General features: G+C 65.4%; 21 protein-coding genes and 1 pseudogene. 5 read left to right on the top strand and 17 right to left on the bottom strand.

Translation table 11 applies throughout. The features are described 5' to 3' along the window. Window positions 1–35: 35 nt before the first annotated feature. Together V5B60_RS19225 and V5B60_RS19220 are read right to left on the bottom strand one after the other, a co-directional pair. Window positions 36–890: pseudogene (locus V5B60_RS19225) on the bottom strand (IS66 family transposase). Between the two features lie 119 nt (window positions 891–1,009). Further along, the gene (locus V5B60_RS19220; RefSeq protein ID WP_332349287.1) at window positions 1,010–1,633 is read right to left on the bottom strand and encodes a LysE/ArgO family amino acid transporter; all 624 of its coding nucleotides are present in this window, start codon (window positions 1,631–1,633) and stop codon (window positions 1,010–1,012) included. A 98-nt stretch (window positions 1,634–1,731) separates the two neighbouring features. Here V5B60_RS19220 and V5B60_RS19215 point away from each other — a divergent pair, with 98 nt between their 5' ends. Continuing rightward, window positions 1,732–2,679 (top strand): LysR family transcriptional regulator ArgP, encoded by a 948-nt coding sequence (locus V5B60_RS19215; protein WP_332349285.1) that lies wholly within the window; start codon window positions 1,732–1,734, stop codon window positions 2,677–2,679. Continuing rightward, a complete protein-coding gene (locus tag V5B60_RS19210; RefSeq protein ID WP_332349283.1) occupies window positions 2,654–2,836 on the top strand; it encodes a radical SAM-modified peptide, FtsH ternary system-associated in 183 nt (60 codons plus the stop codon). Before V5B60_RS19215 ends, V5B60_RS19210 begins: the two co-directional genes overlap by 26 nt. 263 nt (window positions 2,837–3,099) lie before the next feature. On the opposite strand, the gene V5B60_RS19205 is transcribed toward V5B60_RS19210, so the two are convergent. The 7 genes from V5B60_RS19205 to V5B60_RS19175 form a co-directional block, all read right to left on the bottom strand. After that, window positions 3,100–3,528, bottom strand: a complete 429-nt coding sequence (locus tag V5B60_RS19205; RefSeq protein WP_332349281.1) for a TA system VapC family ribonuclease toxin — start codon at window positions 3,526–3,528, stop codon at window positions 3,100–3,102. Further along, on the bottom strand, window positions 3,528–3,776 hold the full coding sequence (locus tag V5B60_RS19200; RefSeq protein ID WP_332349279.1) for a hypothetical protein: 249 nt from the start codon (window positions 3,774–3,776) through the stop codon (window positions 3,528–3,530). Before V5B60_RS19200 ends, V5B60_RS19205 begins: the two co-directional genes overlap by 1 nt. A 254-nt stretch (window positions 3,777–4,030) precedes the next feature. Beyond that, a complete protein-coding gene (locus V5B60_RS19195) occupies window positions 4,031–5,395 on the bottom strand; it encodes a glycosyltransferase family 2 protein (RefSeq protein ID WP_332349277.1) in 1,365 nt (454 codons plus the stop codon). 142 nt (window positions 5,396–5,537) lie between these two features. After that, a complete protein-coding gene (locus V5B60_RS19190; protein WP_332349275.1) occupies window positions 5,538–5,903 on the bottom strand; it encodes a cytochrome b5-like heme/steroid binding domain-containing protein in 366 nt (121 codons plus the stop codon). Continuing rightward, a complete protein-coding gene (locus tag V5B60_RS19185) occupies window positions 5,903–7,162 on the bottom strand; it encodes a ferric reductase-like transmembrane domain-containing protein (RefSeq protein WP_332349273.1) in 1,260 nt (419 codons plus the stop codon). The genes V5B60_RS19190 and V5B60_RS19185 overlap by 1 nt, the downstream gene beginning before the upstream one ends. A 15-nt stretch (window positions 7,163–7,177) precedes the next feature. Continuing rightward, window positions 7,178–7,480: a hypothetical protein gene (locus tag V5B60_RS19180; protein ID WP_332349271.1), complete on the bottom strand. Its 303-nt coding sequence runs from the start codon at window positions 7,478–7,480 to the stop codon at window positions 7,178–7,180. 23 nt (window positions 7,481–7,503) lie between these two features. Continuing rightward, the gene (locus V5B60_RS19175) at window positions 7,504–8,814 is read right to left on the bottom strand and encodes a hypothetical protein (RefSeq protein WP_332349269.1); all 1,311 of its coding nucleotides are present in this window, start codon (window positions 8,812–8,814) and stop codon (window positions 7,504–7,506) included. Between the two features lie 102 nt (window positions 8,815–8,916). On the opposite strand from V5B60_RS19175, the gene V5B60_RS19170 reads away from it, so the two are divergent. After that, window positions 8,917–9,285 (top strand): VOC family protein, encoded by a 369-nt coding sequence (locus V5B60_RS19170; RefSeq protein WP_332349267.1) that lies wholly within the window; start codon window positions 8,917–8,919, stop codon window positions 9,283–9,285. An 85-nt stretch (window positions 9,286–9,370) separates the two neighbouring features. Here the strand turns inward: V5B60_RS19170 and arsB are convergent, their stop codons facing one another. After that, complete coding sequence (gene arsB / locus V5B60_RS19165) at window positions 9,371–10,612, bottom strand: ACR3 family arsenite efflux transporter (protein ID WP_434735347.1); 1,242 nt, start codon at window positions 10,610–10,612, stop codon at window positions 9,371–9,373. Window positions 10,613–10,736: 124 nt separating this feature from the next. Beyond that, complete coding sequence (locus V5B60_RS19160) at window positions 10,737–11,072, bottom strand: ArsR/SmtB family transcription factor (RefSeq protein ID WP_034937321.1); 336 nt, start codon at window positions 11,070–11,072, stop codon at window positions 10,737–10,739. 218 nt (window positions 11,073–11,290) lie between these two features. On the opposite strand from V5B60_RS19160, the gene V5B60_RS19155 reads away from it, so the two are divergent. Both V5B60_RS19155 and arsJ read left to right on the top strand, forming a co-directional pair. Further along, window positions 11,291–12,301, top strand: a complete 1,011-nt coding sequence (locus tag V5B60_RS19155) for an ArsJ-associated glyceraldehyde-3-phosphate dehydrogenase (RefSeq protein ID WP_332349263.1) — start codon at window positions 11,291–11,293, stop codon at window positions 12,299–12,301. Between the two features lie 95 nt (window positions 12,302–12,396). Then, window positions 12,397–13,695, top strand: coding sequence for an organoarsenical effux MFS transporter ArsJ (gene arsJ, locus V5B60_RS19150; RefSeq protein WP_332349261.1), 1,299 nt, complete (start codon window positions 12,397–12,399; stop codon window positions 13,693–13,695). A gap of 214 nt (window positions 13,696–13,909) precedes the next feature. Here arsJ and V5B60_RS19145 read toward each other — a convergent pair whose 3' ends face one another. The 6 genes from V5B60_RS19145 to V5B60_RS19120 all read right to left on the bottom strand — a co-directional run bounded on the left by V5B60_RS19145 (window position 13,910) and on the right by V5B60_RS19120 (window position 21,211). Further along, complete coding sequence (locus V5B60_RS19145) at window positions 13,910–14,551, bottom strand: histidine phosphatase family protein (RefSeq protein WP_332349259.1); 642 nt, start codon at window positions 14,549–14,551, stop codon at window positions 13,910–13,912. A 274-nt stretch (window positions 14,552–14,825) separates the two neighbouring features. Further along, window positions 14,826–15,896: a Fic family protein gene (locus V5B60_RS19140; protein ID WP_434735346.1), complete on the bottom strand. Its 1,071-nt coding sequence runs from the start codon at window positions 15,894–15,896 to the stop codon at window positions 14,826–14,828. Window positions 15,897–16,204: 308 nt separating this feature from the next. Beyond that, window positions 16,205–16,330, bottom strand: a complete 126-nt coding sequence (locus V5B60_RS19135; RefSeq protein ID WP_332349257.1) for a hypothetical protein — start codon at window positions 16,328–16,330, stop codon at window positions 16,205–16,207. Window positions 16,331–16,616: 286 nt separating this feature from the next. After that, window positions 16,617–19,049: a TOTE conflict system archaeo-eukaryotic primase domain-containing protein gene (locus V5B60_RS19130; protein WP_332350640.1), complete on the bottom strand. Its 2,433-nt coding sequence runs from the start codon at window positions 19,047–19,049 to the stop codon at window positions 16,617–16,619. Then, a complete protein-coding gene (locus V5B60_RS19125; RefSeq protein WP_332349254.1) occupies window positions 19,046–19,987 on the bottom strand; it encodes a hypothetical protein in 942 nt (313 codons plus the stop codon). Before V5B60_RS19125 ends, V5B60_RS19130 begins: the two co-directional genes overlap by 4 nt. Window positions 19,988–20,164: 177 nt before the next feature. After that, a complete protein-coding gene (locus tag V5B60_RS19120; protein WP_332349253.1) occupies window positions 20,165–21,211 on the bottom strand; it encodes a Fic family protein in 1,047 nt (348 codons plus the stop codon). Window positions 21,212–21,260 lie beyond the last annotated feature (49 nt).

The raw sequence follows: 21,260 nt of genomic DNA, 5'->3' as shown, positions 1-21,260 counted from the left end.
AGTCCTTGGCGGCCGGCCTGAAGGGCGGCGCTGAGCTAATCCCAAGCGGACGCTTTCCTTGCGCGACAAGTATCGATGATGCTGGCGAGCAGCGCAAACGCTCGAGTTCCTTGCTCGCTGCGGGTACCGAAGCTCAGGCAACGGGCGATGACCCAGTGGCGCAACAGACGTTCGGCCGCATTGTTGGTGAGCGGCAGGCTGCGGTCGAGTGGCGGCCGGATGATCGCTTCCCAAGCGTTGAGCATCTCGCGGCAGAATTCGCCGAGTTTGACGAAGGGACTGTGTCGGTGGCGTTTGCACAAGGCCTTGAGTTGGGCGAGGGCTGGCGCCTGACGCTCGGCCAAGTCGTCGAAAGGGCCATCGCGGGCAGCCTGGGTCGCCTGTATCAGGCCACCCATGAGGTCGAGGAGGTGCTGTCCGACCTGACTGGTGTGCCGGCAAGTGGCCTCGGTCAGTCCGCGTGCCTCGCCCAGGAGATGCGCCAGGCAGCGAATACGGTTGAGGTACGAACGCTAAACTGCGTAGCCGTCGCTCATCAGGCAGCCAGCGACACCGCCCTGGAGGGCATTGATGAAGATCTCGGCGCTGCGTGCGCCGATGAAATGGACTACCGTCGTCACGGCGTTGAACACCCACAGCCACAGCAACTGGCCACGTTCTCGCCACGGCGTCTCGTCCAGGTGCAGCAGGCCGGCGCGCTCGATCTCCTCCAGCAGCAGGTCTTCGACCAGCGCGACCGGGCCGGCGCTTTGCCGTATGGTCTGGTCGATGAGTCCGGCGGACAGTTGCAGTCCGAGCAACTCACCGAGGAGCTCTTGAACCTTGGCGCGCGAGAGCCGATAGCGCAGGCCGAGCATGACGATCAGACTGGCCAGGCGCGGCCCGAGCATCTGCTGGGCATCCACCCGTGCACCTCTTCACCCATTGGGTGACCCCTCCGTCTCGGCTCAAACCCGCATCACACCACGGTTTCGGCAGGTCTGGCGAGCGTCAAGTGAGGAAAAGAGGTTCAACAACCATCGCCGACGTGACGCAGGAGCAGCGCTGCCAGGACGCACATGGTCACACCGGTCAACGCGTCGAGCACCTGCCAGGCGCGTGGCCGGGTAAACCAGGGTGCCAGCCAGCGCGCGCCAAAGCCCAGCAGACCAAACCAGACGATGCTGGCCGTGCTTGCCCCGAGGACGAACCAGCAGCGCAGGTCGGCAGGTTGCTGGGCGCCGATGCTGCCGACCAGGAGCACCGTGTCGAGGTAGACGTGGGGGTTGAGAAGCGAAAACGCGGCCGCCTGGGCCACGGCGGCCCCGTGGCTGAGCCCGGCACCGCCCGGCGCTGCCTGCAGGTGCTGCGGACTGCGCGCACGGTGCAGCGCCTGGATGCCGTAGAAGCTCAGGAAGGCAGCGCCGGCCAGAGCCAGGGCCTGTGCCAGTTTGGCGCTGTCGGCGAGCGCTTGCGCCATGCCCATGACGCCGGCGGCGATCAACAGTGCGTCCGTCAGGGCACAGAAGGCGACGACGCTGCCGACATGCTCCCGGCGCAGGCCCTGCCGCAGCACGAAGGCATTCTGCGCGCCGATGGCGACGATGAGTCCAAGACCGAGGGCGAGGCCCTGAACGAATACTGCGAAGAACATCGGCTGAACGCCTTTTGCGTGAATGGGTGGCCAGCTTGTCAGCTTGGCAGCATGAAGGCAAACTGTCTTTCCTGAACTCAATTCAGAAAAACTGCATCATGCTCGACTATGCTTCACTGGCCGCTTTGGCTGCCATCGTTCGCGAGGGCAGCTTCGAGCGTGCCGCCCGTGCGCTGCACGTGACGCCGTCGGCCATCTCACAGCGGATTCGGTTGCTGGAGGATCGTGTCGGTTGCGCCCTGGTGGTTCGCGGACAGCCCTGCGAGGCCACGGCAATGGGTCGGCGCCTGTGCCAGCACGTCGACCGGGTGCGTCTTCTGGAGCAGGAGTTGCACGAGGCGTTGCCGACACTTGCACCGACGGGCGACTTCAGGGTGCCGCTGCCCATTGCGGTCAATGCCGACAGCCTGGCGACCTGGTTCGCACCGGCACTCGCCACGTTCGCGGCCGAAGCTCCGGTTCTGATGGAGGTTGCGGTGGACGATCAGGACCATACCGCCGAATGGTTGCGCAACGGCATCGTCCTCGCCGCCGTCACTGGCTCAGCCCGCCCTGCCGTCGGCTGCAACAGCGAGCCGCTGGGTGCGATGCGCTATCTGGCGGCTTGCAGTCCATCCTTCATGGAACGTCATTTCCGTGACGGGGTCAGCGCGGGCAGTCTGGCGCGCGCACCGAGTCTGGCCTTCAATGCCAGGGACGAGCTGCAGACGCGCTGGGCGCAGCGACTTTGCCAGCGGCACATTGAATTGCCGCACCACAGCTTGCCGTCGACGCAAGCGTTCGTGACCGCCACGTTGTCCGGCATGGGTTGGGGGCTTCATCCGCAGTCGCTGATCACCGCCCAGCTTGACGATCGTTCGCTCGTCGAGCTGGTGCCAGATACCGCCTTGGACGTGCCGCTGTACTGGCAGTATGTGAGAGCGTCATCGGCATTGCTGGCAGGGCTGACGCGGCAGGTTCTGACGGCTGGGCGAGGCGCACTGATCCCGCCCCGAGCGGCGGCGAGCGGGCAGACGACGGTTGCCCGACCGGCTGAACGCCGATGATCACGAAGGCGACCCCGTCGGCCGGCGTGTTCGCGTTCGTCTCCGGGTCACCCCGCAAGGGCTCGAAATCATTGGCGACGCCGTGCGCGCCGGCGAAATCGAGGCCCTGCTGCAGCAACTGGAGCCCGCCATGATCGAGCGCATGCTCTGCGGTTGAACGGTCGCCCCGCGGGCGTCCACCGCAGCAAGCTGTCGAACAGCGCTTCGCCCGAGCTTGCAACAGGATCGGTGGAGCGGAGAAGCCGCCAGCAAACGGCTGGCCTGCCGTGGGGACTCACAGGTTGTGAATCGATCTACTGCGCGAGCGATCTGCGGCGTTGCTCACTCGCTGACTCGTCGCCTGTCCATCTGATATGTCTCGTCGTTCGCTCGCTCGCGCCTTGCATCTCGGCCTGCTCGCGACGATTTCTTCACAACCTGTCAGATCAGCACGAGATGACGGCTTCCTGCCTCGGGAACGGCTTGCAGCGGTACCGCGCGATCCAGCGTCACCAGGCGGCCGCCTTGCTGCACCGCCAGCGCCAGCAGATAGACGTCAGTTACCTGACGGGATCCGAGGACGGCATTCCAGGCAATTCGTCCGCGATCGAGGATGCTCACGGCATCCGACCAGAAGACGTGATGGCCGGTCGCGGTCGCCGCGGCGAGGCGTTCGGCGATGGCCCCGGCCGGCAGTGGGTTGGGGTAGCCGGCTTGTGACATGATCCGGATGCAACCGTTTTCGGTCAGCGGGCACGACGCCCAGCCCGATTGGATATTCTCCTGCAGCCAGGCCGTGGCTCTGCCGTGGTGCAGGTGATCGCTGTCCAGCAGGGCGATCAGCACATTCACATCGAGCAAGGCGCGCATCAAACGCCTTCCTCGTCTCTCAGCTGGTCGACCTGCTCGTTGGTGACCACTTTCCCCCGTGACGGGAACGGTCGGAAACCGTGGACGGCCGCGGGCTCGCCGGTGCTGCTGGTCGTCGATGGCGGCGACTGGGTCAGGGCTTGCCGCAAGAGCTGCGAGATCACCCGGCCGGCCGTCGTCCCGCCACGCCGGGCAAGCTCCTTGGCAGCCAGCAGGACATCGTCTTCGATATCGAGTGTGGTGCGCATGAGTGTCCTCCTTGCACGTGATGCGCTGATGCTAAGGCATCAGTGCGCCACAAGCAAGGGACGTTGCCAGACTTAGTCAGCGGCCTGACGACTGCCCTGGCCGTGCTGCCCGAAGCGCAGCCGATGACATCCTGCGCCCTGGCGACGACGGCGTGTTGCCGCTCGTCGCCCCGGTGTCGGCGTGTTGCAGCGGTGGGCGGGGCCGCTTCCATGAGCCAGCTCCCGGGATCCCCGGCGTCGCTGCCGGCCGGCTCTCAGATGATCGTCATGTCTTCGACGCGAAAGGACAGCTCGCGCAAGTCGGAGGATTGCTCATCGACGAGTCCGGGGATGAAGACCTGGTTGGGGATGATTTCGATTTCCGCTTGCGGGCCGATCGCAGCGGACAGTGGCAGGAAGAGCGAGAAGCGGCCGTGCCGGCTGACGACGCGGCACTCGGCGGCCTCTTGCCCGCTGCGAATCGAGAGTGCCAGCGGCGAGGTGAGTGGCGCTGCGTGCACGCATGCGAGTTGCAGGTATGAGCGGCGGTCACCGGGCAGCCAGCGACGCAGCCGGCTCCACAGGCGGACGAGGATCGTGCGGGCGCGACCCGCAGGGCTCGCCGCGGCGACAACTGGCTGCCGCGTCCCGATGCTGCGTCGGCCTGGAATGGCTGCAGTCTGCCGCAGCCTGATGCGCAGCGTCGCCGTTGCCCAGCCATCCGCCGTCACGGCGGCGAAGGCTTCCGGCAAGGCGAGGCGCAAGCGCGCATCCGTCGTCAGGCGATGGCGAAGCAGCTCGCGGCCATCCGCAGAAAAACATCCGGCCAGTTCCGCGGCCAGCGACTCGACATCCTGCTGGAGGTCCGCGGGAGAGTCTCCATGCGGATAGGAGTTGCACTGCTCCTCGACGTAGGTCAGCAGCCAATGCGGATTCGCCGTGCCGAGGTGACGGGCGAGGACGCGTACGGACTCGGCTGCGATCGTCCGCCGCAGGCGTCGCGTGATGCACCCCGGGTGCAGGCGGGACTGTGCCTGCACCCGGGGCAGGTGGGCGATGTGACCGGGGAAGGTGAGAAAGATGCGCAACCAGAGATCGAAGTCGAAGGCGGTCGAGAGCGTCTCATCCAGCCCGCCGACCTCGTCAAGGACACTTCGCCGCAGAAAGACGGTGGGCTGGCATATGAAGCAGCCGTCCTGGAAGTGCGCGACCGGTGTCGTTGCCGGTCGGGTTGGATAGCGATCGATGATGCGGTCGGACTCGTCGATGTGTTCGGCTTCGCCGAACACCATCACCAGCGACGGATCAGCCTGCAATGCCGCAACGGCCGCTGCGATCGCTCCGGGTTTGTAGAGGTCATCCGCATTCAGCCAACCGACGATGCCGCCGCGGGCCAGCGCCAGTGCCTTGTTGACAGCGTTCGCCGGCCCGGAGTCGGGCGCAGCCTGCCAGCGCAGGCGATCGCCGAACTCGTGCGACAGACGTTCCAATGTCGCGTGCGTATCGTCGGTCGAGCCGCCGTCGGCGACCACCAGTTCGAGTGCCGGGTAGTCCTGCTGCAGTACGCTGCGCGCAGCCGCTTCGATGAACGCAGCCTGATTGAGGGACGGCATGACCACTGAAACTGGCGTCGGATTCATGCGTCGGGCCGCGCTGTGGCTGCCGCCGGCGGCGGGTGTGCAGGGGCGATCGCCGCCGGGCCGCCCGTCTGCCATCCACAGGCGGCGCCGGTGGACTCCCGCCGCCCGACCAAAGGCGCTGCGGCGGCGGTCGTGACGTTGCTCACGGTTGCTCCCCGGCGAGGCGACCGATGCGGTACCTGGTGAGCAATTCATCCGCGTGTGGCGAATGCGGGCGACCGCGACCCTTGGTTGCGTAGGCTTCCGTCGCCTCCCTGCCACACCACGGTACGACCACACTCGGCTGCGATGGATGCTCCGGGATATAGGCGCCGAGGTCATGGACGGCACCGTGGATGGCCATCCAGCAGTCGTCAGGCCGTGCGTGCCGGGCGAGTTCCGCGAGCGGTATCAGCCGTTCGGAGGCAGGCGCGTGGCCCGGTGGCTCCGGCACCCCGTGGCCGACGATCGCGACGGTGGTGACGAGCAGCCAGAAGACGCCAGTGGCGTAGACGTACAGTCGGCGCATCAGCGAAAGTCGAAGTTCTCGAAGTGGATGTGGCGGGTGGTGATGCCGCGCTGGCACAGGGCCTTGCGGACGGCGGCGACCATTGCCGGCGGGCCGCAGACATGGCACTCGCGGTTGCTGAGGTCATGGCTGGCGGGCAACAACGATGCCAGTTCCGGTGGCTCCTCGCCGGTGGCGTATGCTTGCAGCGACAGCAGTCGATCGGCGGCAGCGAGCGTCTGCAGTTCGTGCAGATAGGCGGCGTCGGTCTCGCTGCGGTAGAGGTAGATGAGGGTGGTCGGCTGGTGCAGCGGGCCGCCGCGCAACAGGGCAACGAAGGGCGTGACACCGATGCCGCCGGCCAGCCAGAGTTGCGCCGTCGTCGGTCGGCCGGCGAGGAAATGGCCAAAGGCGCCATGCACCCGCGCCGGGACACCTGTTGCGATCGACTGAAGGTGTCGGGTGCAATCGCCCAGGGCCTTGACACCAATCCGGATTTCACCGTCGCCGGCGATCGAGCTGATGGTGAACGGGTGAAACTGGCCGCAGCCACGGAATCCCGCTCCGCTGTGGAAGGCGACGACGACGAACTGCCCTGCGTCGGCTGCGATCGGCTGGGCTAGTGGTCGCAGGCTGATCTCGACGACGCCGTCGGCGATTGGCGTCGCCGAGCGGACGATGTACGGCCGTGCGGCGAGTCCTGCATCGTCGCGGATGAAGCGCCAGCCAAGCAGCAGCACTGCCAGCGCCAGTAGCGGCAGCACCGGTTCGTCGATTCCCAGTTGCAGCAGGTGGCCAAGGCCGAGGACGACGCCGATGCCGAGCGCAGCGTGCAGCCAGCGCCAGATTCGGTACGGAATGCGGCTCGCGAAAGTGGCGGCCAGTCCGAACATCAGCAGCAGCAGAGACAGCCAACCGAGCCGCACCGCCCAGCCGTTAGCGAATGGCGACAGCGTCTGCCAGGCGAGGGCCGGGGACGCCGGCAAGGCATCGGCGGCGAGCGCCAGCGGATGCGCGAGCAGGACGACGTAGGCGATGACGCCGGCGCGGTGATGCCAACGATACATGGCGGCAAGGCCGCCCAGCCAGTGCGACAGCCAGGTTTCGCGCAGCATCAGCAGCAGGCTGCCGAAGAGCATGCCGCAGCCGGCCCAGCCGAGGATGATGCCGAGACTGCGCAGAGGCGGCAGATCCTCCGGCAGCGCCCAAAATACCGGGGCTGCCGTCGACGCCAAGAGGAGCAGCGGGATCGTCAACCGGTTCCGGGCGGGGCTCAGCATGTCTGGCGGCAGCGATCAGTCGGCACGCGCAGCGGGCTCGGCGGCCTGCCGCAGGTGCTCACAGACGTCGCGCCGGCCACGTGGCAGCTCGATCCCCCGCTGTCGGGCCCGTTCCTCCATCAGCCGATGATGCGCGAGCTGGTAGCTGCGGCACTCGTCGTAGCTCCTGAAGCCGCGAATCCTCGCCTGATGCTCAATGCGCTCTTCCGGCGTCATCAGTTGCCAGCCACGGGTATTCGTCTCGCTCGCCCGCCAGGGCCCGCCAGCTGCTGCCGGGGCGGCGAGGGCCAGCAGCAAGACGGGAAGGAGTCTGTTCATGGTTCGGTGGCAGGCATCTGCCGTCATTGTCGGTCGACCGGGTCGGCCGGAGCAAGTGTCGGCGGCCGCAGTCGATGGGCCAGCCAGGAAACGCCGATCGCGCCGGTGAGCAGTGCCAGCGCGACGCGAAGGTCGTTGAGCGCTGCCGGTGCCACGACCAGCAGTCCGCCGAGGCCGAGCATCATGACCCCGGACAGCAGCTTGAGCAGGCGGCCCTCGGCGGCCGAGAGCTTGCGCGAGCCGAGGGTGCAGGTGAAGATCAGGGTGATGAGCAGCAGTGGGCTGACGTAGACGAGGTTGTAGAAGACGAGAAAAGCGTAGTGTTGCCACGGTGGCAGCTCCGACAGCGTCAGCAGGCGCGTGTAGACCATCGGAAAGCCGGCGGTGCACAGGAGTTCGTAAGAGTTGGCGACGATCGCCAGGGCAATCGTTCCGAGCGTCAGTACGGGCAGGCTTTCGGCACGCAGCAGCCCGCGCATCCGCCCGTACAGTCCGGGCTTGGCGGCTTCGGGGATGCTCAGCGACGGTCCTCTCCTGAACCAGAAGTAATCCTTGATGTTGAACAGCGCAATGACGATGGCGAGCACTCCGGCGGCCGTCGTCACCAGAGCGACTTCGCCCAGCCAGTGGAAGATGTTGAGCCAGGCAGCCATGAACAGGAAGTAGATGAGGCCGGAGAAGAAGAGGAAGACGCTGCCGATGAACAGCATGCGGGCACGACTGCCGGCGTGGATCAGCAGCGAGAGCAGGAACAGGAGGACGAAGAAAGCACAGGGATTGAAGGCATCGAGGCCAGCGATGAGGATGGTGAACACCGGTAGTGAGAACTGCTCCGGCGCAATTCTGCCGAGCAGCGGGAGACTGATCCCGGTTGCCCGGGTGTCCGCCGGGCTGGCTGCCGCAGGTGGCTCGCCGTCGCTCTCCCGGCACGACTGCAGGGCCTCCTCGAGTGCTCGCCCGCTCGTTTCGGGCCGGTCGAAACCGACTTCCATCCGGCCGCAGAAGATGAACGCGGGCACGCTGCTCGCTTCCTCTCCCAGCGACTCGGCGAGCGCGACGTAGGCCGCCGCTGCCTCGCGATCGGTCGAGAGATTGCGGCTGTGCAGCAGCAACCAGCGATGGCGCGCGGGCAGTGCTTCGACGAAGGGGCGTGCGGCCTGGCAGTGCGGGCAGGTACTCGTCCAGAAGAAGTAGAGGTGAACCCGTCGCTCGCCGGCAGCGTCGATCTCGATCCACGTCGGCGACGCGGCGGCGGCCAGCGAGGAGAAGGCGGCGAATGCCAGCAGGCAGACGAGCGCGGAGCGGGCACTGGTTGTTGCGCCAGGGGTCTTCATGTGGCGGTTTCAGGAGACTTCCTCGATGCGCTCGGCGCGATCCAGGGATACGGCTGCTGTTAGTATAGACTGTTGCCTCTTGGACTCTGAAGGAGAAGCGCGATGATTGGCTATGTGACACTGGGTACCAACGATCTGGCAAGGGCAGCGGCCTTCTATGACGAGTTGCTGAAGGAGGTCGGTGCCCGGCGCCTTTGGGAGTTTCCGCGCGGCATTGCCTGGGGAGTGGCCGAGGACAAACCCAGTCTGTGCATCATGACGCCCTTCGATGGACGCCCGGCGAGTGTCGGCAACGGCGTCATGGTGGCGCTGGCCGCAACGTCGCGCGAGCAGGTCGGACGGGTCCATGCGCGGGCGCTCGCTCTTGGCGGGACGGATGAAGGTGCGGTCGGTCCGCGCGGTGACGGCTTCTACGCCGGCTATTTCCGCGATCTTGACGGCAACAAGCTCGACGTCTTCTGCCTGGGCTAGAACCCGTCCGCATCGGGCTGCCTTGCTTGCCGCGTCGGGTCGGCAAGCAGGGCACGAGGCGTCGACGGCGGCAAGCGACGGCGCGTCATTGCCCGCCTGGCGCAGGCGCGATGCCGGCCGGCGGCGCCGGAAACCAGTGCGCCGTGCGCCGGCAGATCTCGACCAGGGCGAGCATGACCGGCACCTCGATCAGTACCCCGACGACGGTCGCCAGCGCCGCGCCCGAGGAGAGTCCGAAGAGCATCACGGCGGTGGCGATCGCGACTTCGAAGTGGTTCGAGGCGCCGATCATCGCCGCCGGCGCGGCATCCCGGTAGGGCAGACGCAGCCAGAGCGCCAGGGCGTAGCCGAGGGCAAAGATCAGCACCGTCTGCAGGAACAGCGGGATGGCGATCCAGACGATGGTCAGCGGGTTGGCGAGGATCACCTCGCCCTTGAACGAGAACAGCAGTACCAGCGTGATCAGCAGGGCGACGATGGTGATCGGGGTGAGCACGTGCAGGAAGCGTTCCTTGAACCAGGCCTCGCCCTTGCTGGCGATGATCCAGCGCCGCGACAGATAGCCTGCGGCCAGTGGCAGCGCAACGTAGATGCCGATCGACAGCAGCAGCGCCTGCCATGGCACCGGCAGGCGACCGATGCCGAGCAGAAAGCCGCCGAGAACACCGTAGAGCAGCAGCATGGTCAGCGAATTGATCGCCACCATGACCAGCGTCAGCCCGTCGTTGCCGCGCGCCAGGTAACCCCAGACGAGGACCATCGCCGTGCATGGGGCGATGCCGAGCAGGATGCAGCCGGCGAGATAGCTGCGCCAGAGCGGGACCTCGAGCATGCGGACGCCGTCGTGCAGGACGACGACGCCGGCGCCGTGCGCGACGCCGACGGGCAGGTCGAGCCCGAAGGGCATCTTGACCAGGTCGACGGCACTGTCGCCGATCAGCGACCGCAGCAGCACGCCGAGGAAGAGGAAGGCGATGGCGTACATGGTGAATGGCTTCACCGCCCAGTTCACGAACAGCGTCAGCAGCACTGGCCGGCCGCTGCGTCCGGCCTGGATGACCGAGGCGAAGTCGATCTTGACCATGATCGGGTACATCATGAAGAACAGGCAGACCGCGATCGGGATGGAAACCACCGGCGCGCCCGCGACATCGAGCGACATGCGATCGAGTTCCTGGGCGACGCCGGGCGCGAGCTTGCCGAGGGCGATGCCGCCGACGATGCAGAGCAGCACCCAGAGGCTCAGGTAGCGTTCGAAGACGCTGTTCATCCGGCGCGGCTCGGCGTCCCGGTCGCCGTCGCCGCAGGCTCGCGAGGTGTGGCTCATGTCGGTCCTGGCCTCCGGTGGTCGGCAAGTCATCGAAGGACGAACACTAACACAACAGTAAATTTCTGGAAACATGGAACTGAACTTCCCTGCTTCCCGCTTACCTGCCCCTCCAGGCAGACGGTCAGCCGGCTGGATCCACCGCGGGCCGCAAGGGTGGTCGGCAGACTTCCGGTCGACCGTTGCAACAGTTCTCGGTCAGGAAGCCGACGAGCCCGTCGATCCGCTCGATGCAGGCATGGACGCGGACGAAACGGCCTTCCTGGACGGTGTTTACGAGGCCGGCATGGAGCAGCGTCTTCAGGTGAAAGGACAGCGTTGGCGCGGGTAGCTCGAGTTGCTCGGCAATCACGCCGACGGTCAGGCCGGTCGGCGCATGTTGCACCAGCAGGCGGAAGATGGCGAGGCGGCTTTCCTGGGCCAGCGCAGCCAGCGTGGTGACGGCATCGGTACGGTTCATCGTTCCAACGATACCGAAATACTCGTCGCCACGCAAAGGCTATGCGGTGCCAGGAGCAGTTGCGCCGGGGTGCCGGAGCGAACGCAGCTCGGGGTTTACATGTTTTCAAAATTCTAGCAATATAGAAACGTAAATCGAGCGAGCGCCGTGCGTGGCGCTCGCTTCTGCAGTTCGCTGGGCTTCAGCGGAGCATCATCCACCCTTCGGAGGAACGAGCAATGACGGTCAAGGTCGGCATCAATGGTTTCGGTCGCATCGGCAGGCTGGCGCTGCGCGCCGCGTGGAACAATCCGGAACTCGAGTTCGTGCACATCAACGAAGCGAACGGGCCAGTGGAAGCCGCCGCGCACCTGCTCGAGTTCGACTCGGTGCATCGCCGCTGGCAGCACGAGGTCGGCGTCAGCAATGGTCGCATCGTGATCGATGGCCGGTCGATCGGTTACAGCATGGCGAAGGACGTCGCCGGCGGTCCCTGGCGCGAGGCGGGCGTCGACATCGTCCTCGAGGCGAGCGGCAAGTGGCGAACGGTCGAGCAGCTCTCGCCCTATCTCGCGGCGGGTGTGAAAAAGGTGATCGTCGCTGCGCCGGTCAAGGATGGCGACGTCCTCAACATCGTCATGGGGATCAACGACCATCTCTACGACCCGGCGAACGACCACATCGTCACGGCCGCTTCCTGCACGACCAACTGCCTCGCGCCGGTGGTCAAGGTCGTTCATGAGGCGATCGGCATCTCGCACGGAATGATCACCACCATTCACAGTTCGACCAACACGCAGAGCGTGCATGACCAGATGCACAAGGACCTGCGCCGCGCGCGCGCTTCCAGCCTGTCGCTGGTGCCGACGACGACCGGGTCGGCGACGGCGATCGCGCTGATCTTCCCGGAACTCAAGGGCAAGCTCGACGGCCACGCGGTCCGCGTGCCGCTGCTCAACGCCTCGCTCACCGATTGCGTCTTCGAGATGCGTCGGCCGACGACGGTCGACGAGGTCAATGGCCTGCTCAAGGCGGCGGCGAACGGCGCGCTGCAGGGGATCCTCGGCTACGAGGAGCGGCCGCTGGTATCGATGGACTACGCGACCGATCCGCGCTCGTCGATCATCGATGCGGCGCACACCCTGGTGATCAACGGCACCCTGGTGAAGATTTACGCCTGGTACGACAACGAATGGGGCTACGCCAACCGCTATGTCGAACTGGCGGCGAAAGTGGCGGCGTCGCTCTAGACGCCTGGCGATCGAAGCTGCCGCCGCGGTGGCGGCAAGGAAGCCCGCCCGCGGGCGAAGGCGTCGCAGCGACGGCGCCAAAGGAGAGGCACGACATGAGCGACCCAGCGGCAGGCAAGAGTAACCCGGCGCGCGCCGGGCTGCGCAACTACATCCTGGTCACCGGCGCCTACTGGGCGGACACGGTGACCGACGGTGCGGTGCGCATGCTGGTGCTGTTCTACTTCTACGGACTTGGCTACACGCCGTTCGCCGTCGCCTCGCTGTTCATCTTCTATGAAGTCTTTGGCATCCTGACGAACCTCTTCGGTGGTTACATCGGTGCCCGTTTCGGCCTCAAGACGACACTGTTCGTCGGCCTTGGCACGCAGCTCGCGGCGCTGTCGATGCTCGCCTTCGCGCCGCAGTCCTGGCTGGTCGTTGCCTGGGTGATGGTCTCGCAGGCGTTGAGCGGCATCGCCAAGGACATGACCAAGATGAGTTCGAAGAGCGCCGTCAAGCTGATCGTCCCCGAGGACGCTTCGGCGACCCTGTACCGCTGGGTGTCGATCCTCACGGGATCGAAGAACGCGCTCAAGGGCGTCGGCTTTTTCCTCGGCGGTCTGCTGCTGACGCTGCTCGGTTTCCAGACCGCGCTGCAGCTTCTCGCCGCACTCGTCGCGGTGACCCTGATCGCTGCCGCGCTGCTGATGCGCGGCGGTCTCGGCGAGGCGAACAGGAAGGCCAAATTCGGCCAGATGTTCTCGCGCAACGGCGCCGTCAACAAGCTGGCAGCGGCGCGCATCTTCCTTTTCGGCGCGCGCGACGTCTGGTTCGTCGTCGGCCTGCCGGTCTTCCTGTCCAGCGTCCTCGGCTGGACCTTCTGGCAGTCCGGTGGCTTCCTCGCGGTGTGGGTGATCGGCTACGGCATCGTCCAGGCGAGCACGCCCGGCCTGCTGCGCAGCCGTGTCGACGAGCAGCACGAGCCCGATGGGCGGACGGCAACGATCCTCGCTTTCGTTCTCGCTGCGCTGCCGGCAGCGATTGCGCTGGCGCTGGCCGCCGGCATTGCGCCGGCAGTGGTCGTCGTCGCCGGACTGATCGTCTTTGGCGCCGTCTTTGCGCTCAACTCGGCGGTGCATTCCTACCTGATCCTCGCCTACACCGACAGCGACAAGGTGGCGATGAACGTCGGTTTCTACTACATGGCGAATGCCGCTGGTCGCCTCGCCGGCACGGTGATGTCCGGTGCTCTCTACCAGTGGGGGCTGCAGAGCGGGCCCAGTGGCGGCCTCGTCGCCTGCCTCTGGGCGTCGTCGGCATTCGTCCTCGTCGCCGGCCTGCTGTCGCTGCTCTTGCCGCGCAACCCCGGGCCGCGGACGAAGCCCATCAGGCTCGGCGACCTCGGCGACTGATCCGCACAGCGCGGCGCCCGAGAATGCGACCGTCCGCTCGCGGACTGGCGCCGCATCTTGGCGAATGGCTGCGCATCGGCGGGGTGCCGCCAGTGGCCGGGAGAATCACGGTTCGCGCGCTGCTCCCGCGGCAGGGTGGAATCCTGCGGGGCCATCGGCATGCGCGAACCGCGGTCGGTTTCGAGACGAGGGCGGACCACTCCGACAAGCTTCGTCAAGGAGCCTGTTCGATTTCCTGTCCGCCGGTGTAGTGCGAGGTGTCGTTGAGCAGGCACAACCGGACGCGCAGCCCACTGGTGAATTCGAGAATGCTCAGCGCTGCGGGGCTTTGTTCGAGGCGGTCGCGGTAGGTACGTGGGTCGAGGCCGAGCAGGCTGCAGATCAGCAGCCGGTTGGTTCCCTTGTGGGAGACCAGCAGAACCGTACGCTGGCGATGGCGCTCGACGATGGCGCGCAGTGTGGGCAAAGCACGATTGAGTACATTGACGCCGGATTCTCCGCCGAGGGGAGCGACGGCGAACGGATCATCCTGCCAGCTGCCGTACTCGGCCTGGAAGGTGCACTGCACGTCCGATCGACGCAGGCCCTCCCAATGACCGTAGTCGATCTCGCGCAGGCCGGGCTCGGCTATCGGCTTCAGGCCGTGGGCCAGTACGACGGCACGGGCGGTGTCCATGGTACGCTGCAGCGGACTGGCGTAAGCGGCATCCAGCTTCTCCCGCTTCAGCCGCTCGGCGAGGCAAGCCACCTGCCGGCGGCCTTCGTCGGAGAGGGGCACATCGGAGGAGCCGGCGAACCGGTCTTCAGCAGTGAGTTCGGTGGCGCCGTGGCGCACCAGGTAGATTCTGGTCGGCATTGGAGTGATCCCGTTCGAGTTCGCCTTCCGCGTTGCAGGAGGCCGGCTTGAAATTCGGGTTGACCTGGATCAGTGGCTCGGGCCAGTACTTTTGCGAGTCGTAAGCCTTGGTGACATACGACTGTATGTCCTCGCCTGATGCGGGTGGAACTGCGGGTGAACTCCGAGCACTCGTTGACGATGTGCTGGCGGAAATCGAAGACGTCCAAGCGTAGCCCCCTACCTCTTTTCGCGCCGTAGGCTCATCGGCTGAGGATTCTCAGGCGGGTTGCCGCTATCGCAATTCATACCAAACTCCACGGCCACTGCCGCGTTGACTGAGGTGACCGCGCTCCACCAGAGCGCGGAAGTGCTGTTTGAGGGTGTTGCGGTTGCCCCCAGTCAGGCGGATTGCCTCGCCCATCGCGATGCGGCCATGCTCACGCGCGAACTCGACGATCTGTAGCGACAGTTCGGGCAGGGCGGCGAGAACCAGCTTTTCGCGCTCGACCTTGCGTTTGAGCCGCCGCACTTGCTCTGCCAAGGCGCGCAGGAAGAAAATCAGCCAAGGCTGCCAGTTCGGTGCTTCGGTCCGGATCGTGCCCTGGGTCTGCCGCAAGGCGAGGTAGTAGGCTTCCTTGCTCTGCTCGATCACGCTTTCGAGTGAGCTGTAAGGCACGTAGGCATAGCCGGCCTGCAGCAGAAGCAAGGTGGTCAGTACGCGGCTCAGGCGGCCGTTGCCATCCTGGAAAGGGTGTATCTCCAGGAACACCACGACCCACACGCCGATGAGCAACAGGGGATGGAGCCCGTCATTGGTCCGCAACTCGTTGAACCAGGTCACCAGTTCAGTCATCAGACGCGGCGTGTCGTAGGGTGTCGCCGTCTCGAACACCACGCCGATCTGCTTGCCGCCTTCGTCGAAGGCGACGACGCTGTTGGATGAGGTCTTGTAGTTACCCCGGTGCCAGGCGTCTTTTTCGCTGTAGGCCAGCAGATCCCGATGCAGTTGCTTGATGTGGTTCTCGGTCAGGGTGATGTCCTGCCAAGAGGAGAACGCCAGTTCCATGACTTCGGCGTAGCCGGCGACCTCCTGCTCGTCGCGCGTCGTGAAGGCCTTGATCTGCAGGCTGGCCAGCAGACGCTCGACCTCACGGTCCGACAGCTTGCTGCCCTCGATGCGGGTGGACGAGCCGATGCTCTCGATGGTGGCGACCCGCCGCAGCGCCGAGAGTCGATCCGGCGCCAGCGTGCCGAGAGCACGCCAGGCGCCCTTGAACTCATCGATACCAGCGATGAGGCTCAGGACTTCGGGGGTAATCTGGACCGCGTTGGACTGAATCATGGCGTCCAATACTACATCCATTCACACCCATTCTTGCGGAAAATTGCAATTGCAGAGGTCGCCGGGTCTCGGTGTTGCATGCCGTGTGTGGCGATGCCCGCTTGTGCACCCATTTGCACCCGTTAAGGCCGGCGCCGATGGTGCGTTCGCCTCTCTCCCCGGTTCACCTGGGCAGCCCGCCGGGTTCGCGCCATGGCCTGCCCGATGCCGGCCGCCGCCAAGTACCTGAGCGCAGCCGGTACGAACGGCACCATGTCGGCATCACCGCAAAGAATGGCCATCGTCAGAAAGGTGGCCGGCAGCGCCACGAGGTCCCAGGCACGGACCAGCTATGGCGCATCGGTGCGCGCGTAGTTGACGCCATCGATCGTGGTCCAGTTGGCCCGAACCAGTACCTGCGGCACGCGGTGCCCGGTGACGATGAGGCTGACCTCATGCCCTCGGCGCGCCGGCATGATGCGGGTGTTGATGGTGAACTTGCGCTCGCCCCGTTGTCCGGCTTGAGCCAGAGCTCGTAGCGCTCGGTGGGGCCGAGCGGGCGGCGGCCGACCTACCCGCCCTTTTGTGGGAGGCAAAGGGACGTCATGAAACCGCCACCAACAATAAACCTCGTGATCACGGGGATTTTCGGGGTTTCCTGGCGTGGTGTGGGATGCCCTGATGCCACCGCCTGGGCTCAGACGTTGAACAGGAAGAGCGGGTGGCGGGCCGCGCCGGTGCTGGAATCTGGCTTTTCAGGCTTCACTTCGTACCCGCTTTCATACCCGCTTCTGGGATGGCTGAACTCGCCTCGTTCGAAGCGACCAACTCGAAGCCCAGATTGTAACTGGCCGGGGCGGAGAGAATCCGGTAGCCCATTGCCTGGTAGCCGTGCCGTCGCCGCTCCCACATCCGCAACAGGGCCGGGTGGCCGGCATCGACGAAATCGATGATGCGTACACGGGTCTTGTCGGTGTGTTCGCGATGCAGACGGCCGGCGTACTGCTGCAGCGTGCCCTTCCACGAAATTGGCATGGCCAGCACCAGCGTGTCGAGTGGCGGGTGATCGAATCCCTCGCCGACCAGCTTGCCGGTGGACAAGAGTACCCGGGGTGCGTCGGCGGGTAGGGCATCCAGTTCGCTGATCATCGTGGCGCGCTGCTTCTTCGACATGCGGCCGTGCAGAGTGAACGGCGGCTGGATACGGTCCCTCAGCGCGGTGCCGATGGCATCGAGGTGCTCAGTACGCTCGGTCAGTACCAGCACCTTGTGCCCTTGCGTGAAGACATCCGCGATCTCGTCCGCAATGGTCGCCGTGCGGCTGGTGTCGCTGGCGACGTGCCTGAACACGTCCTGGATGGCGGCATCGGCGGCGAGGTCGATGCGAGCTGCCAAGTAGCGGGAAATCACCTCCAGAGTCTGTGGCGCGCCGGCTGGCTTCGAAGCCGTATGTCGGATCGGCCCGCACTGCATGAAGATGATCGGCTGCCGCCCGTCGCGCCGGATCGGCGTGGCGGTGAGCCCGAGCACGTACTTGGCCCGGGCACGCTTCAGGATTGCCTCGAACGAGAACGCCGAGAGGTGATGGCATTCGTCGACGATCACCTGCCCGTAGTTCTCGACGAGTTCGCTGGTCTCGCCTTGCCTTGAGAGCGACTGCATCACTGCGATGTCGATCTTGCCCGTGGGCTTGGCTTTGCCGCCGCCGATGGTGCCAATCACGCCTTTCCCGGCTCCCAGAAAAGCCTGCAGCCGCTCCTGCCACTGCTTGAGCAGCTCGGTGCGATGCACCAGCACCAGTGTGTTCACTCCTCGCCGGGCTATCACTGCCGCCGCCGTGACGGTTTTGCCGAAGGCAGTCGGCGCGCACAGGATGCCAGTATCGTGACGGAGCATCGCGGACACGGCCATCTCCTGATCCGGCCGAAGTGTCCCGGCGAAGCTCACGTCCAGCGACTCACCACCGAAGCGCTCGTCTCGCAACTCGCAGCGAATGCCGTTTTCACGCAGCAACTCCTGGGCGGCGTCGAGGGAGCCGCGCGGCAAGGCGATGTGGTTCGGGAAATTCTCGGCGCACCCGATCACCCGCGGCTCGTCCCACACCGGCAGGCGCATCGCCTGCGCCTTGTAGAACTCCGGGTTCTGGAAGGCCGCCAAACGGATCAGGCGGTTCGCAAGTGCTTGCGGAAGCTGCGCCTTGTCGAAGTAGAGGAGATTGGCATGAATCACCGTCAGGGATGCCGGCATCGGGCCCGCCAGCCGCTGCCTGGCTGGTGTCGCGCGTTTCCACGGCTCCTGTTGATCCTCTTCGGTGATGAATGTGACATCGAGCGGGTGCGAGCCGCCGGTGGCCCGATGGATCGTCGGTTCGATATCGTGCGGCGCCATGGGCTGCACCGACGTCAGGAACGCCCATTGGTCGGGATAAGGCCGCAACGCATCGTCCGCGAATACGCTGCCACCGTTCTCGCGCGGAACCTTCTGCAGCGGCAGGGCGATCAGGTTGCCGAAGCCACCCTTGGGCATGGTGTCCTGGTTCGGGAACAGCCGGTCGTAGGACGTGAGCTCTAGTTGCCGGGTGCGGGCACAGGTGTGGCTGATGATGGCGGTGCCGAGCCGCCGTGCATCTCGTGCAGCGACGTTCGAGGAGAAGAAAATCCACCCATGGGCGCCGTTGCCCGAGCGTGAGATTTCCAGCGCGACGGGGACGCCCAGCTCGCGACAGGATCGGGCGAAGGCCTGCGTATCGCTGCGCCAATCGGCGTCGTCGAAATCCACCGCGACGAAATGGCAGCTGTCATCCGCCAGTAGCGGATATACGCCGACGGTGTGGCGGCCGGCGAGGTGGTCGTAGATCGTCTGGTCCGTCAGGGGCATCAGCAGCCGGTTGCCACAGTCTGCACACTTGATGCGGGGCTTCTCGCAATAGCCGGCGCGCCACTCGTTGGCGCAGGCCGGCGAATACCCGCTCTTGCCGGCCTTGTTTTCCCAACGGACCGGATAGACATCCATACGGCCCCGAAACAGACGGCGGAAGAAAGCGACCTTTTCGTCGGTGGTCAGTGATGCCGCCGCAGTCGGCACACTGCTGGGTTCGGGCTGGTGCCAGGCGATGCCGTGGGCTTCCAGCAAACCGATCAGCCGGGCGTTCTCGGCACGCAGCCGGACGACTTCGGCGTCCCTGCCCGTCGTCATCCCGACCACAGGCCTGCTTCCTTCAACCGCCACAACAAGGCATCTCGGGTCGCATGGCGCACGACGAAGCGCCGCAATGCGCGCTCGAACTCCTTGCGGCTGGATGTGAGCGTGTAGCCTTCGGCCAAATCGACAAGAACCCGCACCGCCTGCGTGTAGCCCGATGCGGAACCGCGCTTCGCTTGAGCATCGATGGCGTCCCAGTACTTGTCCACCTCGGCCATCAGCTGTCGCAGATGGGCTTTACGCTGCCGGCCGCGTTCGGCTTCCTGCTTCGAGCGCTCCTTCGCTTCGCGCTCCAGTCGCACTGCGGCAGCGGATTCTGCGAGCTCCCGCAGCTCGGCCACGCTGCGTCTGGGCGTGGCGGGATCGATTTCCAGGAATTCGACCAGCGCCTGCTGCGGTGGGGACAACTCCGACAATCCGGGCGGCACCTCGGGTTCCTGCGCATCCTCACGGAGCTCGCCGCCGCTGGCCCCGGCCAGCCACCCTAGGTAGAGCGGCCGCAAGTCGCCATGCAGCAGTTCATCGCGCATCGGCATCAGGCGTGGCATCCAGCCGCTGCCGTCGTCCGCGGCGAAGCGGTCGTAGTCTTCGCTTTCATCAAGCGCCCAGTCGAAGATCCAGTGCTCGTCGTTGGCGTCGACGGTTAATACATACTTGGTGGCGAAGGGCTTCAGTTCGGCTTTGCGGAAAGTGGCCAACGGCACCCGCAGGGCCAATCGGCAACTGCACCAGTTGGCGGTATAGATGAATGCATCGAAGTAACGCCTGATCCAGTCGGCCGGATCGGCTTTCAGGTCACCCCATTCGTAATGGTTTACGAACCCCGAGGGCGTAATCACGGCGCGCGTTGAAACGGCACGAAGCTCCGCAATCTCGGTGGGAGTGAGCGGCCGGTCGATGGCGGCGAATTCGTAGTACTGGTACTCGCTCATGGCAGAAGGCTCGGCGCAGGTTTGGCAACGTGCCTCTTGGCGCGGTATCCGACTCTGGCCTGGCCGGTGAAGGCATCCCCCGCGGCTGGCGCCGCCACTTTCAGCGCCCTCCTGAATTTCTTGTCTCCCGCTCCCGGTTCCTTGAAGACATTACCCTTTTTATTACATCCTTTCACGCTAATTACCTCTTCTCTGCCAAAGCGCGCCGGGGCCTCGGCCGATGCAGTCGACGGACTGTCCCTTCTGCGTTTTGAGCACCCGCCGGATCATGTCGCGGCTCACCCCCGGGCAAGCACGCTCCAAGTCGGCCAGGGAGAATGTTCTCGGCATCTTGGCGATCGCCTCCAGCACCATCTGAGTTTTCGATCCCCGCGGCTTCGAGGTTTCCCCAACGCGCTCGACGAACTCACGATAAGCGCTCTTGAGAATGAACAGCACGTAATTGATGTAGGGCCACGGATCGTGCTTGCCCTCGTGCCAGCGGTGCGAACTGAGTTCCAGGGTTTCGTAGTAACGGTCCTTGTTCTGCTCGACCAAGCGTTCCAGGCTGATGTATCGGCCGACCTCGAAACCCAGTTGGTAGCTCTGCAGCAGCCAGAGCAGCCGGGACACCCGGCCATTGCCATCGCGGAACGGATGGATGCACAGGAAGTCGAGATTGAACGCGGCCAGTGCGATCAGCGGCGGAACCCAGCGCTCTTCGAGGCAGGCCTGCCAGTCGCCGACCAACTGGCCCATGGCTGCCGGCGTTTCCTTGGCCGGCATGGTGCAAAAGCGCACCCGCTCGCGGCCATCGAGATAGCGTTCGATGATGTCGCCATCCTTCTCCTTGTACAGGCCGGCATCCCAGATTTGTCCCCGCGTCATCGCGTGGAGGCGCTGGATGGTTTCATTGGAAACCGGAAGGCGCTGGGCATCCTGGTGAATCCAGGTCAAGGCGTCGCGGTAGCCGCGCACTTCTTCCTCGTCGCGATCCCGGAACAGCGGTCTGGGCGATACGAGCACATCGCGCACCCGAGAGGCCTCGACAGAGACGCCCTCGATGCGGTTCGACGACACTGCGCTTTCGATCAGCGCATGTTCACGCAAGGCTTTGAGGCGCTGCGGTGACTGTCGGGTGTAGAGTTCCTGCTTGCCGCGGAATTCGCCCAAATCAGCGAGATACCAGGCTGTCGAAGCCGGTATCGCAGTCTGCCCCATCGCAAATTGCTGCATGGTGTTCATTGCGCGTAGTCCTCAAGGCACTCTGGCAGGACACAGATGCCGGTGATAG

The organism is Accumulibacter sp. (genome assembly GCF_036625195.1).
In the GTDB taxonomy this organism is placed as follows: Bacteria; Pseudomonadota; Gammaproteobacteria; order Burkholderiales; family Rhodocyclaceae; genus Accumulibacter.
The sequence above is the reverse complement of the archived record's forward strand: the minus strand, read 5'-3'. Positions and strand labels throughout refer to the sequence as shown.